The organism is Bradyrhizobium sp. BR 10261 (assembly GCF_019455395.1).
Classification (GTDB): Bacteria; Pseudomonadota; Alphaproteobacteria; order Rhizobiales; family Xanthobacteraceae; genus Bradyrhizobium; species Bradyrhizobium manausense.
On record NZ_JACOFQ010000035.1, the window covers coordinates 25,421 to 39,574 of the forward strand.

The 14,154-nt window shown below is 64.2% G+C and carries 14 protein-coding genes; 12 read left to right on the forward strand and 2 right to left on the reverse strand.

What is annotated here, in order from left to right; translation table 11 throughout:
• Window positions 1-45: 45 nt before the first annotated feature.
• Window positions 46-1,875, reverse strand: coding sequence for an alpha/beta hydrolase (locus tag HYH07_RS30655; protein ID WP_220005970.1), 1,830 nt, complete (start codon window positions 1,873-1,875; stop codon window positions 46-48).
• Between HYH07_RS30655 and HYH07_RS30660 the strand changes: the two genes are divergently transcribed.
• The 6 genes from HYH07_RS30660 (at window position 1,862) to HYH07_RS30685 (ending at window position 7,177) form a co-directional block, all read left to right on the forward strand.
• On the forward strand, window positions 1,862-2,116 hold the full coding sequence (locus tag HYH07_RS30660; RefSeq protein WP_220005971.1) for a hypothetical protein: 255 nt from the start codon (window positions 1,862-1,864) through the stop codon (window positions 2,114-2,116). The genes HYH07_RS30655 and HYH07_RS30660 overlap by 14 nt on opposite strands.
• A gap of 12 nt (window positions 2,117-2,128) precedes the next feature.
• Window positions 2,129-2,404, forward strand: coding sequence for a hypothetical protein (locus HYH07_RS30665; protein WP_220005972.1), 276 nt, complete (start codon window positions 2,129-2,131; stop codon window positions 2,402-2,404).
• Window positions 2,405-2,614: 210 nt separating this feature from the next.
• A complete protein-coding gene (locus tag HYH07_RS30670) occupies window positions 2,615-3,835 on the forward strand; it encodes an LL-diaminopimelate aminotransferase (RefSeq protein WP_057754565.1) in 1,221 nt (406 codons plus the stop codon).
• 28 nt (window positions 3,836-3,863) lie between these two features.
• Window positions 3,864-5,180, forward strand: coding sequence for a homoserine dehydrogenase (locus tag HYH07_RS30675; RefSeq protein ID WP_220005973.1), 1,317 nt, complete (start codon window positions 3,864-3,866; stop codon window positions 5,178-5,180).
• Window positions 5,181-5,317: 137 nt separating this feature from the next.
• Entirely contained in the window at window positions 5,318-6,319 is a 1,002-nt protein-coding gene (gene glpX, locus HYH07_RS30680) for a class II fructose-bisphosphatase (RefSeq protein WP_057754573.1), read from the forward strand.
• Window positions 6,320-6,457: 138 nt separating this feature from the next.
• The gene (locus tag HYH07_RS30685) at window positions 6,458-7,177 is read left to right on the forward strand and encodes a haloacid dehalogenase type II (RefSeq protein ID WP_220005974.1); all 720 of its coding nucleotides are present in this window, start codon (window positions 6,458-6,460) and stop codon (window positions 7,175-7,177) included.
• A 13-nt stretch (window positions 7,178-7,190) separates the two neighbouring features.
• Here HYH07_RS30685 and HYH07_RS30690 read toward each other — a convergent pair whose 3' ends face one another.
• On the reverse strand, window positions 7,191-7,856 hold the full coding sequence (locus HYH07_RS30690; RefSeq protein ID WP_057754579.1) for a GntR family transcriptional regulator: 666 nt from the start codon (window positions 7,854-7,856) through the stop codon (window positions 7,191-7,193).
• Window positions 7,857-7,971: 115 nt separating this feature from the next.
• Between HYH07_RS30690 and HYH07_RS30695 the strand changes: the two genes are divergently transcribed.
• The 6 genes from HYH07_RS30695 to HYH07_RS30720 are packed head-to-tail and all read left to right on the forward strand — an operon-like array spanning window position 7,972 to window position 14,140.
• Window positions 7,972-8,766, forward strand: coding sequence for an enoyl-CoA hydratase/isomerase family protein (locus HYH07_RS30695; RefSeq protein ID WP_220005975.1), 795 nt, complete (start codon window positions 7,972-7,974; stop codon window positions 8,764-8,766).
• 9 nt (window positions 8,767-8,775) lie between these two features.
• Window positions 8,776-10,035 carry a CaiB/BaiF CoA-transferase family protein gene (locus tag HYH07_RS30700; protein ID WP_220005976.1) on the forward strand — a complete coding sequence of 420 codons (1,260 nt, stop codon included), beginning with the start codon at window positions 8,776-8,778 and terminating at the stop codon, window positions 10,033-10,035.
• A 53-nt stretch (window positions 10,036-10,088) separates the two neighbouring features.
• Entirely contained in the window at window positions 10,089-11,081 is a 993-nt protein-coding gene (locus HYH07_RS30705) for a tripartite tricarboxylate transporter substrate binding protein (RefSeq protein ID WP_220005977.1), read from the forward strand.
• Window positions 11,082-11,097: 16 nt separating this feature from the next.
• Window positions 11,098-11,580, forward strand: a complete 483-nt coding sequence (locus HYH07_RS30710; RefSeq protein ID WP_220005978.1) for a tripartite tricarboxylate transporter TctB family protein — start codon at window positions 11,098-11,100, stop codon at window positions 11,578-11,580.
• Between the two features lie 11 nt (window positions 11,581-11,591).
• Window positions 11,592-13,127, forward strand: coding sequence for a tripartite tricarboxylate transporter permease (locus HYH07_RS30715; protein WP_220005979.1), 1,536 nt, complete (start codon window positions 11,592-11,594; stop codon window positions 13,125-13,127).
• Window positions 13,124-14,140, forward strand: a complete 1,017-nt coding sequence (locus HYH07_RS30720) for a 4-hydroxythreonine-4-phosphate dehydrogenase PdxA (protein WP_220005980.1) — start codon at window positions 13,124-13,126, stop codon at window positions 14,138-14,140. Before HYH07_RS30715 ends, HYH07_RS30720 begins: the two co-directional genes overlap by 4 nt.
• Window positions 14,141-14,154: the final 14 nt, after the last annotated feature.

Below are 14,154 nucleotides of genomic sequence, written 5' to 3' on the forward strand. Positions count from 1 at the left end.
CTCAACTCGATGTCGTGAGCTTATACGAAAACGCGCAGCCCTGCGCTATGCGCGCACCCTGACATAGCTGCCGGGCGCGTCCTCGATGGGCGGGAACGCCTCGCTCCCGACGCTGCGCGCCGGCACTTCCTCCGGATCGAGCCCGCCCAGCCATTCGCGCCAGTCCGGCCACCACGAGCCCTTGTGCTCCACCGCGGCCTTCATCCACTCCGCGACGTTGGCGGCCTTGATGTTGTCGTTGGTCCAGTATTGGTACTTGCCCGAGGCCGGCGGATTGACGACGCCGGCGATGTGGCCGGAGCCTGACAGCACATACTTCACCGGCCCGCCGAAGAATTGCGAGCCGTACAGCACCGATTCCGCCGGCGCGATGTGGTCCTCGCGCGTGGCGAGGTTGTAGACCGGCACCTTGACCTTGGAGAGATCGAGCAGCGTGTTGTCGAGCACCATGGTGCCTGTCGACAAGCGGTTCTCCAGATAGCAGTTGCGCAGATAGTAGGAATGGTTGGCCTGGGTCATCCGCGTCGCGTCGGAATTCCAGTGCAGCAGGTCGAATGCGCTCGGCTGCTGGCCCTTGAGGTAATTGCTGACGACGTAGGACCAGATCAGGTCGTTGGAGCGCAGCATGTTGAAGGCCATCGCCATCTTCGAGCCTTCGAGCACGCCTGAGTGCTTCATGTCCTGCTCGAGCGCCGCGATCTGGTCTTCGTCCACGAAGACGAGGAGATCGCCGGCATGGGTGAAGTCGACCTGCGCGGCAAAGAACGTCGCCGAGGTCACGCGCTGACGCCGCTTCTCGGCGAGCCAGGCCAGCGTGGTCGCGAGCATGGTGCCGCCGACGCAATAGCCGGCCGTGTGCACCTTCATCTCGCCGGTGATCTTCTCGATTACGTCCATCGCCGTGAGCGGGCCTTGCTTCATGTAGTCTTCCCAGCTCTTGGAACCGAGCTTCTTGTCGGGATTGACCCATGAGATCACGAACACCGTAATGCCCTGGTCGACGCACCACTTGATGTAGGATTTCTCCGGCTTGAGATCGAGGATGTAGAATTTGTTGATCCAGGGCGGCACGATCAGCAGCGGGGTGCGCAGCACCTTCTCCGTAGTCGGAGAATACTGGATCAGCTGCATCATCTCGTTCTGGTAGATCACCTTGCCCGGCGTCGTCGCCATGTTGACGCCGACGACGAGGTTGTCCGGGTTGGACTGGCGGATCTTCAACATGCCCTTGCCGGCGGCGATGTCCTCCGCCAGCATGGTCAGGCCGCGCGCCAGGTTCTCGCCGCTGCTGGCAACGGTCTCGCGCAGCACCTCCGGATTGGTCAGCACGAAGTTCGACGGCGAGATCGCGTTGGTGACCTGCTGGACGTAGAACTCGGCCTTGCGGCGCGTCGCCGGATCAAGCTCGGCGTCGCGGACCAGCTCCTGCGCCCATTTGCTGGAGAGCAGATAGAGCTGCATCACGAAATCGAAAAACTGGTTCGACTTCCATTCCGGATCGGCAAAGCGCTTGTCGCGCGGCGAGGGCGCGATCGCGGGCTGCGCCTCCTGGCCGGCCATTCGCCGTGCCGCCGAGCCCCAGAGATCGAGATAATCCTTGGCGAGCTTGGTCTGCAGGTCGGACGAACGCGACTGGTCCGATAGCCAATATTCGGCGACCGACGTGAAGGTCTTGACGACCTCCGTGAGCTCGGCCGGCGGGCGGTCCTGCACCTCACCGCTTTCGCGCGGCTTCAGATAGGCGGCGAGCGCCTTGCCGCCGCTCTCCATCGCCCGCGCGACATTCATCGCGAAGGCTTCCGCATCGAACTTCGTTTCGGACTTTGACCCTGACGTCGAGCCAGGCTTGGGCGTGTCGGTCGTGACGGTACTCATGAGGACAACAGTAACGATTCATTCCGTATTCGTCACCGCGAAGCTCGCCGGTTTCGCGCGAAACCGGCGCGAAGATGTGCTGCACTGCGACAATGCTTCTTGCTTTTGTCACAATCGCGGTGCACGTCTTGTGCCGTGGGCCTTGGAAGATTTCTCGCTCGTTCCAATTGTGGGCAGCAATGGTTTGAGCTTGGGCGGGTTGTTGGTTAAGTTGCCGGCAGCCTTGCGTTGGGACGAGTAGGGGAATTCCCAAGTGTTGGCGTTGTGGGACCTGCAAAAGTCGCGGCTCGTGTGCTGTGGGCTGCTGATCGCAGCTTTCATGCTGGGCGGCTGTTCGAGCCAGCTCGCGGATATGTCTGCCGCCGACACGCCTGCTCACCCCAAGGAGCCTGCCGGCTATTTGCCGGTGCACGATTTGCCGCCTGACCGTGATCAGGCCGTCATCCCGCCGGACCAACGCGCCAAGATCGAGGCCGAGCTTGCGGCCGCGCGCGACCGTCAGGCCGTCGCGGCCAAGGATGCCAAATAAGGCCGCGTAATCGCTGGCGCGACCGCCACTCCGTGCTAAAAAGACTTCAATTCAGCCGAGAGTCAGGGCGAAGGAGTTCAGTCCTTGCCGCCGAAAATTACTCCAAGTATTTGATTTTGAGTGATTTTCGCGTGCCGGGCGATGTCTCCTGGAAGGAGTGTCATTGCTCCTCGATTCTATCCTGACCGGTTGCCCGGAGCCCAGAGACCCATGGAAGAATTTTACCGCATCCGCCGCCTTCCGCCTTACGTGTTCGAACAGGTCAACCGGGCCAAGGCGGCCGCGCGGAACGCCGGCGCCGATATCATCGATCTCGGCATGGGCAATCCGGACCTGCCGGCCCCGCCGCATGTGCTGGAGAAGCTCAAGGAGACGCTGGGCAAGCCGCGCACCGACCGCTACTCGGCCTCGCGCGGCATTCCCGGCCTGCGCCGGGCTCAGGCTGCCTATTACGACCGCCGCTTCGGCGTGAAGCTCAACCCCGACACCCAAGTGGTGGCGACGCTGGGCTCCAAGGAAGGCTTTGCCAACGTGGCGCAGGCCATCACCGCGCCGGGCGACGTGATCCTCTGTCCGAACCCGAGCTATCCGATTCATGCCTTCGGCTTTTTGATGGCGGGCGGCGTGATCCGTTCGGTGCCCTCGGAGCCGACGCCACAGTTTTTCGAGGCGGTGGAGCGGGCGATCGTGCATTCGATTCCGAAGCCGCTCGCGCTCGTGGTCTGCTATCCCTCGAACCCGACCGCCTATGTCGCGAGCCTCGATTTTTACAAGGACCTCGTCGCCTTCGCGAAGAAGCACGAGATCCTGATCCTGTCGGATCTTGCCTATGCCGAGGTCTATTTCGACGAGAGCAATCCGCCGCCCTCGGTGCTTCAGGTACCCGGCGCCATCGACGTCACCGTCGAGTTCACCTCGATGTCGAAGACCTATTCGATGGCCGGTTGGCGCATGGGCTTTGCGGTCGGCAATGACCGCGTCATCGCAGCGCTCGCCCGCGTCAAATCCTACCTCGATTACGGCGCCTTCACGCCGGTGCAGGTCGCCGCGACCGCGGCGCTGAACGGCCCTGACGACTGCATCAAGGAGATGCGCGACACCTATCGCAAGCGCCGTGACGCACTGGTGGAATCTTTCGGTCGCGCGGGGTGGGAGATTCCGCCGCCTGAGGCTTCGATGTTCGCCTGGGTGCCGCTGCCGGAGGCGTTCCGCAGTGTCGGCAGCATGCAGTTCGCGACGTTGATGGTGGAGAAATCAGGCGTTGCGGTCTCGCCCGGCGTCGGCTTCGGCGAACATGGTGAAGGATATGTCCGCATCGCCATGGTGGAAAATGAGCAACGGATCAGGCAGGCCGCACGCGGCGTGCGCCGCTTCCTTGAAAGCGGCATCGAAACGTTGCACAACGTCGTTCCACTCGCCAACCGGCGCTAATTCTTTTCTGCAGGTTCACTCAAGCATCATGGTTGCACCCCTGAAAGTGGGCATAGCGGGGCTCGGCACCGTGGGCGCCGAAGTTGTCCGTTTGATCGAAACTCAGGCGCGCGTGCTTGCGGGCCGCAGCGGCCGCGGCATTCGCGTCGTCGCCGTCACCGCACGTTCGAAGGCCAAGAAGCGCGGCATCGACCTGCGCGGCGTCGAATGGGCCAAGGATCCGCTTGCCCTCGCCACGCATCCCGAGGTCGACTGCTTCGTCGAGCTGATGGGCGGCGCCGGCGATCCCGCGCTCTCGGCGGTCGAAGCCGCGCTGAGCACTGGCAAGTCGGTTGTCACAGCCAACAAGGCACTGCTGGCCAAGCACGGAATCAAGCTGGCAAAAGCCGCCGAAAAGCACGGCGGTGCGCTGAATTTCGAGGCAGCGGTCGGCGCTGCGATCCCCGTCATCAAGACGCTACGTGAAGGTCTTGCCGGAACCGGCATCGATCGCGTCTACGGCATCCTCAACGGCACCTGCAATTACATCCTGACGCGGATGGAGCAGGAGGGCCTTTCGTTCGCCGAGTGCCTCAAGGATGCGCAGCGGCTCGGCTATGCCGAGGCCGATCCGTCCTTCGACGTCGACGGCCACGACACCGCGCAAAAGCTCGCGATCCTCGCCAGCCTTGCTTTCGGCACGAAAGTTGCTCAAAGCGCGGTGTATGTCGAAGGCATCTCCTCCATCGCGCCGGAAGATCTTCGCGCGGCCGCCGATCTCGGTTACCGCGTCAAACTGCTCGGCGTTGCCGTTCGCACCGCCAAGGGCATCGAGCAGCGCGTGCATCCGACCATGGTTCCCAAGACATCCTCGATCGCGCAGGTGATGGGTGTCACCAATGCGGTTACGATCGATGGCGAGGGCATTCCGCCGATCACGCTGGTCGGCCCGGGGGCGGGTGGAGCTGCGACCGCATCCGCCGTCGTTGCCGATATCGCCGACGTCGCGCGCGGCATTCGCGCCAATCCGTTCGGAAGGCCGATCGCGCAGCTGCACGACACCAAGAAGGCGCCGATGGAGCGCCACGAAGGCGGCTATTACATCCGCCTGCTGGCGCGCGATTTCCCGGGCACCGCGGCTGCAATCGCGACCCGGCTCGCCGAGCAGAAGATTTCGATCGAGTCGATCGTGCAGCGTCATCCCAATGGCGGCGCTGCACCGAGCGACGGCAAGGCGGTGCCCGTGCCCGTCATCCTGATCACCTATGCCACGCATGAGGACGCGGTGCGCCGCGCGCTCGCGGCCGTGCAAAAGGACAAGGTGATCAGCGGGCGGCCGCAGGTCATCAGGATTGAGAAGAACTAGAGCATGATCCGGAAAAGTGTGCAGCGGTTTTCCGGAAAGATCATGCTCAAACGATAAGACAGTTCGAACGAACTGTGGGTGTTACGAGTTGATGCGGACGGAGATTTCCGTCCCAAACGCTTCGAAGGAGTTAGCCGATGTCGACCCATATTTCAGTGCCGCCGCAAGCATTGCTCGAGCGCATTCTCACGCTGGAGATCGTGCGTGTGACGGAGCGGGCTGCGGTGTCGTCGGCGCGGCTGCGCGGGCACGGGCAGGAGAAGGCCGCCGACCAGGCCGCCGTCGACGCCATGCGCCGCGAGCTCAACAAGCTGCCGATCCAGGGCACCATCGTGATCGGCGAGGGTGAGCGCGACGAGGCGCCGATGCTCTTCATCGGCGAGAAGGTTGGCGTCAACGCCGGCCCGGAAGTCGATATCGCGGTCGACCCGCTCGAAGGCACCACGCTGTGCGCCAAGAACATGCCGGGCTCGATCGCCACCATGGCAATGGCCGATGGCGGCACGTTGCTGCACGCCCCCGACGTCTACATGCAGAAGCTTGCGATCGGCCCCGGCTACGACAAGGGCGTCGTCGAGCTCGATGCATCGCCGGCCGACAATGTCCGCCGCCTCGCCAAGGCCAAGGGCGTCAAGCCCGAGGGCATCACCGTTCTGGTGCTCGACCGTCCCCGCCATGCCAGCATCATCGAGAGCGTGCGCTCGACCGGCGCTGCCGTCCGCCTCATCACCGACGGCGACGTCGCCGGCGTGATCCACACCGCCGACCCCGACAACACCGGCGTCGACATGTATCTCGGCACCGGCGGCGCGCCGGAAGGCGTGCTCGCGGCCGTGGCGCTGCGCTGTATCGGCGGCCAGATGCAGTGCCGCCTGATCCTCGATTCCGGCGAGAAGATCGAGCGCGCGGCCAAGATGGGCGTCAACGATCCCAAGATGATCTACGGCATCGAGGACATGGCGCGCGGCGACTGCCTGTTCGCCGCGACCGGCGTTACCACCGGTTCACTGCTGTCGGGCGTCAAATTCCGCAAGGACGGCGTGATCGAGACCGAGACGGTGGTGATGCGCTCCGTCACCGGTACCGTGCGCTACATCAAGGCAGAGCATCGCGAGCTCGCGAAGTTCCATCTGGATTAAGTGCCTCCGTCATTCCGGGGCGACGCGACCGCGCAGAGCCCGGAATCCATCGGGCGGCAGAATTCGGTGTGAAATGGATTCCGGGCTCGCGCTTCGCGCGCCCCGGAATGACGACAAGAAACAACCGGGGAAGCGCCCATGTCCGATCTCTCCGCCGTCAAAGCCCTCATCTTCGACGTGTTCGGCACCGTCGTGGACTGGCGCACCAGCCTGATCACCGACTTCATGTGGTGGGGCAAGGGCCGCGGCATCAGCGCCGACTGGACCGCGCTCGTCGACGGCTGGCGCGGCACCTATGTCGCCTCCATGCAGGACGTGCGCGAGCATCCCGAACGCGGCTATGTGATGCTCGACGATCTGCATCGCCGTTCCCTGGAAAAGCTGGTCGAGAAATTCGCCATCAAGGGGCTCACGGACGCCGACCTCGATCATCTCACCAAGGGCTGGCACCGCCTCAACCCCTGGCCCGACAGCGTCGCCGGCCTAACCCGATTGAAGACGAAGTTCGTGATCTCGCCGCTGTCGAACGGCAACGTCGCGCTGCTCACCAACATGGCGAAGTTCGCAGGCCTGCCCTGGGACCTCATCATGTCGGCCGAGCTGTTCGAGCATTACAAGCCCGATCCGGAAACCTATCTCGGTGCCGCAAAGCTGCTGTGTCTCAAGCCGGAAGAGGTGATGATGGTCGCCGCCCACAATGGGGATCTCGCCGCCGCGCAGAAGAACGGCCTGAAGACCGCGTTCGTGGCCCGGCCGACCGAGTACGGGCCGCACCAGAAGGTCGATTTCGAGGCGACCGGCGTCTGGGACATCGTCGCCAAGGATTTCGGCGGCATCGCCGACAAGCTCGGCTGCTAGGCGAGCCGCCGCCTCACGCAATCTTCAGCGCGGGCTCGCTCGTCTCCGTCTCCGCAAATCCCGCCTGCAAGACCTCCTCGCGCTTGTGGCGCAGATGCGCGCGCAGGATGTGGGAGAGGCCGACGCCGTCGCGGCGCTGGAGCGCGTTCAGGATCGCCTCGTGCTCCGTCACCGCGAGCGCCCAGCGCTGCGGCGTCATCGGCGTGACATAGCGGGCACGGCGAATGCGCGCGGTCACGGATGCGTAGAGCCCGGTGAGGACTGGGTTGCCGGCGGCGTTGACGATCCCCTCATGGATGGCGCGGTTGCCGCGATAATACTGGATCAGATCGCCCTCGCGATAGTGCTGCACCATGGCTGCATGGGCCGCGGCGATCTCGGCGATCTCGTGATCGGTGATGCGCTCGCAAGCGAGCTCGCCCGCCAGCGCTTCGAGCCCCTGACAGACCTCGAACAGGTCGCGCATGTCCTTGTCGGTGAGCTTCGCTGCACGCGAGCCGCGATGCGGCAGCAGCTGCACGAGGCCCTCGGCGGCCAGCACCTTGAGCGCTTCGCGCAGCGGCGTTCGCGAAATTTCCAGCCGCTCGCACAGCTCGCGCTCGGGAATCCGCGCGCCCGGCGGGATCTCGCCGTCGAGCAGAATGTCGCGGATGCGGCCGACGACCTCCTCATGCAGCATGGGCACTCTCTATTTTGAATGCAAAAACGATCCAATAGACGAAAGTTAGGTAATTATATCTTGAAAAACCAAAATTTTGCATTCAAAAATGCAAAAACAGTTGGAGATCGAGGAAATGGACCAGGCCGTAGCGGCGGACGACCTCGTTTTTGAATGCAGGGACGGGATCGGGCGGATCACCTTCAACCGCCCGCAGGCGCGCAACGCCTTCACTTTCACCATGTACGAGCGGCTCGCCGCCATCTGCGAGCAGGCCAACGATGACAGGTCCATCAAGGTGCTGGTGTTGCGCGGCGCCGGCGACAAGGCCTTTGCCTCCGGCACGGACATCAACCAGTTCCGCGCATTCCGGACGCCGCAGGACTCCATCGACTACGAGAACCGGATCGACCGGGTGCTGACCACGCTGGAGCAATGCCGGGTACCGACCATCGCGGCGATCAACGGCTTCTGCACCGGCGGCGGGGCGGGCATTGCCGCGGCCTGTGACCTGCGCATCGGCACATCAAGCACAAAAATCGGATTTCCCATCGCCAGGACGCTCGGCAATTGCCTGTCGATGTCCAATGTCAGCCGTCTCACTGCGCTGATCGGGGCGGCACGGGTGAAGGATCTGATCTTCACCGCACGGCTTGTCGATGCCGCCGAGGCCGCAGGCATCGGTTTGCTCGGCGAGGTCGTCGACGATCTCACCGCGCTCGACAAGCGCACGGACGAAGTCGCGCGCCTCGTTGCCAGCCACGCGCCGCTGACGCTGAGTGCGACCAAGCAGGCGGTCGCCCGGCTGCAACGGCGGCTGATGCCGGAGGAGGGCGAAGACCTCATCCTGATGTGCTACACGAGCCAGGATTTTCGTGAAGGGCTCGATGCTTTCCTCAGCAAACGCGCCCCGCAGTGGCGCGGCGAATAGGACGCCCCGATGCATAGCGATCGATCGCAATCCATTTCACGCCGTTCGGGACCGCTCGCCGGCCTCAAGGTCATCGACCTCACCCATGTCATGGCCGGGCCGACCTGCACCCTGATGCTCGCCGACATGGGCGCCGACGTCATCAAGATCGAGAAATGGCCTGGTGGTGACGACACCCGCCATTCGGTGCCGCCGAAGATCGGCGACGAAGCCGCCTCGTTCCTGATGATGAACCGCAACAAGCGCGGCATCGTGCTGGACCTGAAGACCGACGGCGGCAAACAGGTGCTGCGCCGATTGATCGCGGACGCCGACGTGCTGGTCGAAAACTTTGCGCCGGGCGCGATGGAGCGCCTGGGGTTCGGTTACGAGGAGCTGCACAAGCAGTATCCGTCGCTGATCTATTGCTCGTTGTCGGGTTTTGGCCGCACCGGCCCCTACAAGCACCGCCGCGGTTTCGATCTGGTCGCGCAGGCCATGAGCGGCATCATGAGCTTCACCGGCGAGCGCCCGGATGGTCCGCCGGTGAAATGCGGCCCGCCGCTATCGGACATCACTGCCGGCCTGCTCGCGAGCATGGGCATCCTCGCCGCCTACACGCACCGCCTCAAGACCGGTGAGGGCCAGTGGGTCGAGACCTCGCTCTTTGAGGCGGCGCTGGTGCAGACCTATTGGCAGTCGACCATCGCGCTCGCGGCCGGTACGGCGCCGCGGGCCATGGGCTCGGCCCATCCGCTCAACGCGCCGTACCAGGCGTTCGAGGCCTCGGATGGCTGGCTCGTGGTCGGCGGCGCCAACAAGAAACACTGGCTCTTGATGCTGGAAGCGCTCGGCGCCGGCGAGCTCGCCGCCGATCCGCGCTTCGTCACCGGCGCCGACCGGATGGCCAATCTGAAGGAGCTGGAAGCCGTCCTGAGCGAGCGCTTCTGCACGAATACGCGCGCGCATTGGCTCGCCGCGCTGGACGAGAAGGGCGTGCCTTGCGGGCCCGTGCACGACATGCTGGAGGCGCTCAGCGATCCGCAGACGCTGGCGCGTCAGATGGTCGTCGAGGTCGAGCATTCCACGCTCGGCCCGGTCAAGACGATCGGGCTGCCGGTCAAATTCTCGGAGACGCCGGGCAAGGTCGCCTCAGGCGCGCCCATCTATGGCGAACATACCCGCGAGGTGCTGGCCCAGCACGGGTTCGACCAGAGGCAAATCGAAGCGCTGGAGCAAGAAGGCGCAATCGTCTCGGCATCCAGGGAGCGCGAAGAACGCGTCGCCTGAACGGACGTCGGGACGGCTGATCTAAAAAACAGAAAAATCAGTTGGAGGAAATCATGCGTGGGACGTCCCTCTTTTTGCTCTCCGTCAGTGCGGCCGCGCTCGCAGGCCCGATGCCGGCATTCGCGGCCTGGCAGCCGCAAAAGCCGATCGAGTTCGTGGCGACCGCAGGTCCCGGCGGCGGCACCGACAATCTCGCCCGCGCGGTGCAGAACATCATCACCAAGTACAAGCTGACGGAGCAGCCGATCGTCGTCGTCAACAAGGGTGGCGGCAGCGGCGCGGAGGGCTATGTCTACGGCAAGGCTTCTGCCGGCGATCCCTACAAGGTGATCTTCGGCACCTCGAACGCCTGGCAGCAGCCGCTCGTCTCCAAGGTCGCTTTCAATTACTCCGACCTCACGCCGATCGCGGCGATGGCGCAGGACGAGTTTCTGCTCTGGGTCAAGCAGGACGCGCCGTACAAAACCGCCGGTGACTATCTGAAGGCGGCCGCGTCAGGCGAATTCAAGATGGGCGGCGCGCAGTCCAAGGACACCGACGAGGTCCTGACCCGCATGATCGAGAAGACGGGACACGTCAAACTCACCTACATCCCCTTCAAGAGCGGCGCCGAGGCCGCCGTTCAGCTCGCCGGCGGGCACATCGATTCCCACGTCAACAATCCCAGCGAGAGTCTCGGCCAATGGCGCGGCGGCACGCAGCGCCCGCTCTGCGTCTTCAGCCCGAAGCGCCTGCCTGAAGCGCCGAAGATCACGGCCACTGAAGGCTGGAGCGACGTTCCGACCTGCACCGAGCAGGGCCTCGACATCAAGCAATATGAGCAGCCGCGCACGGTCTGGCTGCCCGGCAAGGTCACGCCGGAGCAGGCGGCCTACTATGTCGATCTCATGAAGAAGGTGCAGGCGACGCCCGAGTGGAAGGACTACATCGAGAAGACCTCCCAGGTGGACACGTTCCTGACCGGCGCCGAGTTCGACAAGTTCATCAAGGAGGACCTCGAGCACGTCAAGCAGGTCGCGAGCGAGCAGGGCTGGCTGGTCAAGTGAGGATCTGGAGTCTTCAATGATCTCACGCCGCGCCCTCGAACTTGCGACCGCCATCCTTACCGGCAGTTTTGGCGTTGCGGTGGTGGTCCAGAGCCTGGACAACGGCATCGGCTGGTCGAGCGAGGGTGTCGAATCCGGAACGTTTCCGTTCCTGACCGGCATCATCATCGTCGTCGGCAGTCTCTACAATCTGGCGCGCGGCGTGATGCCGACGGCTTCGCTGGCGAGCGTTCCCATCGCCATCACGTCGATTGAGCTGCGGCGGCTGGCGGGCCTGTTCGTGCCGGCCGCGATCTTCGTCGGCGCGATTCCGCTGCTCGGGATGTACATCGCATCGGCGGCTTACGTCTTCGCCGTGCTCGCGATCCCCCGGCATCAACAGGCGCTGTGGTCGGCGATCACGGCAGCGGCAACGGCGCTCGCGCTTTACGTCGTATTCGAACGCATGTTCCAGGTCAGCCTTCCGCACGGCGCGCTCGCCGCCGCGTTCGGGCTCTGAGGGAGCAGGCGATGGATAATCTCTCGGAGCTCCTGCACGGTTTCACCATCGCGGTCACCGTGCCGCACCTGGCCTTGATGGCGACAGGCGTGCTGCTCGGCATTCTCGTCGGCGTGCTGCCGGGGCTCGGCGCGCCGAACGGGGTGTCGCTGCTGCTGCCGCTGACCTTCGGCATGCAGCCGGTCTCGGCGATCATCCTGCTCTCCAGCATGTATTGGGGTGCGCTGTTCGGCGGCTCCGTCACCTCGATCCTGTTCAACATCCCCGGCGAGCCGTCCTCGGTCGCCACCACGTTCGACGGCTATCCGATGGCGCGCGACGGAAGGCCGACCACGGCGCTCGCCACCGCGTTCGGTTCGGCGGCGTTTGGCGCGCTTGTTGGCGTCATCCTGATCACCTTCCTGGCATCCTGGGTGGCGCAGGTCGCGCTCGCCTTTGGGCCTCCGGAATATTTTGCCGTCTATTTCCTCGCCTTCGCGAGCTTCGTCGGCATGGGGGGCGCGGCGCCGATCAAGACGGTCGTGGCGCTTGCGATCGGCTTTGCCATCGCCGCCATCGGCATCGACACCGTCTCCGGCAGCGTCCGCCTCACCATGGGGATCGACGAACTCGTCAAGGGCGTGAATTTCGTGGTCGCGGTGATGGGCCTGTTCGGCATTGGCGAGCTGCTGGTCGCGGTCGAAGAAGAATTTCATGCCCGTGCCGTCTCCTCGAAGATCGACTGGCGCGAGGTGTTTCGGGCGGTTGGGCGCCTGCCACGCCACAGTGTTGCGTTGCTGCGTAGCGCGGCGATCGGCTGCTGGATGGGGATCACGCCGGGCGGCCCGACCGCGGCATCATTCATGAGCTACGGCATCGCCCGCCGCTTCTCCCGCCGTGGCCGCTACTTCGGCACCGGCGAGGTCGAAGGCATCATCTCGCCGGAGACCGCCGATCATGCCGCCGGCACCAGCGCCCTGCTGCCAATGCTCTCGCTCGGTATACCCGGCTCGGCGACCGCCGCCGTCATGATGGGCGGGCTGATGATCTGGGGTCTCAATCCAGGTCCGATGCTGTTCGTGGACCAGAAAGACTTCGTCTGGGGCCTGATTGCCTCGATGTATGTCGGCAACATCGTCGCGGTCGCCCTGGTGCTGCTGACCGTGCCTGTGTTCGCCGCCTTGATGCGGATTCCCTTCGTGGTCATTGCGCCGCTGATCGTGATCATCTGCGTCGTCGGCGCCTATTCGGTCTCGAATTCCTATCTCGACGTGGTCATGATGCTGGGCTTCGGCGTCGTCGGCTATCTCTTCAAGAAGCTGTTCTATCCGCTGGCGCCGCTGGTGCTCGCCATCGTCATCGGCGACAAGGCCGAGGATGCGTTCCGGCAGTCGATGCTGATGTCGAAGGGATCCCTCGGCATCTTTTTCGCCAACAAGCTGGTGACGTGTCTCGTCATATCTGGCGTCGCACTGCTGCTGTTGCCGCTGGTATTGCTGCTGTTCGCACGCATCTTCCGCAAGCCCGCCAGTTTGGAAACGACGAACCAGGAAAAGGTGATCATATGACCGGAAAGCCGCTGATTGCGCTGGCAATGGGAGATCCTGCCGGCATCAGCCCGGAGCTGACGGCAAAACTCGTGGCGCAGGATGATATCCGCGCGCGGTGCCGGCTCGTGGTCATCGGCGACGTCAGGGTGTTCGACCAGGGGGCGAAGATCGCAGGCGTTGCGCCTGAAATGACCGCGGTGCATCAGGGCGCCGATTTCGATGAGTTGAAAGACGATGCGCTCTTCCTCGATCTCGGTCACCTCGATCCCATCAGGGTCGAGCGGGGCGTGGCGAGCCTTGAGGGCGGGCAATTTGCGCTCGCCAACTACAAGCAGGCGCTCGAATTTGGCAGGGACGGCCGTGTCGATGCCGTCTGCTTCACCCCCTTCAACAAGGCGGCGATGCGACTGGCGCACTCGGACTATGACGACGAGATTGCCTTCTCCGCGGAGGTGGTCGGCCTGCGGACGCCGGCCAGCGAATTCAACGTGCTGGGTGAGCTCTGGAATGCGCGCGTGACCTCGCACATTCCGCTGAGGGATGTTGCTGCAAAACTGTCGAGCGAGCGCATCCAGCGCGCCTTGAGGCTGACCGATACCTGCATGCGCGATGCCGGCTTCGCGCGGCCGCGCATTGCGGTCGCCGGCCTCAATCCGCACGCCGGCGACGGCGGCAATTTTGGTCGCGAGGAGATCGATGTCATTGCACCCGTGGTGGAAGCCGGCCAGCGCGCCGGCATCGCCGTGGAGGGCCCGTTTCCCGCCGACACCGTGTTCCTGCGTGCCAAGGCCGGCGCCTTCGATGCGGTGCTGACGATGTATCACGACCAGGGCCAGATCGCGATGAAGCTGATGGGCTTCGATCGCGGCGTCACCTTGCTCGGCGGCTTCCCGTTTCCGATCTGCACGCCCGCGCACGGCACTGCTTACGACATTGCTGGGCAGGGCGTTGCATCGATAGGCGCCAGCCGCGCCGCTGTGCTTCTTGCGGCGGAGATGACGGCGCGGCGAGTTGACAGGGGCAGCGCCTGAGCCGCCCCCGGTCA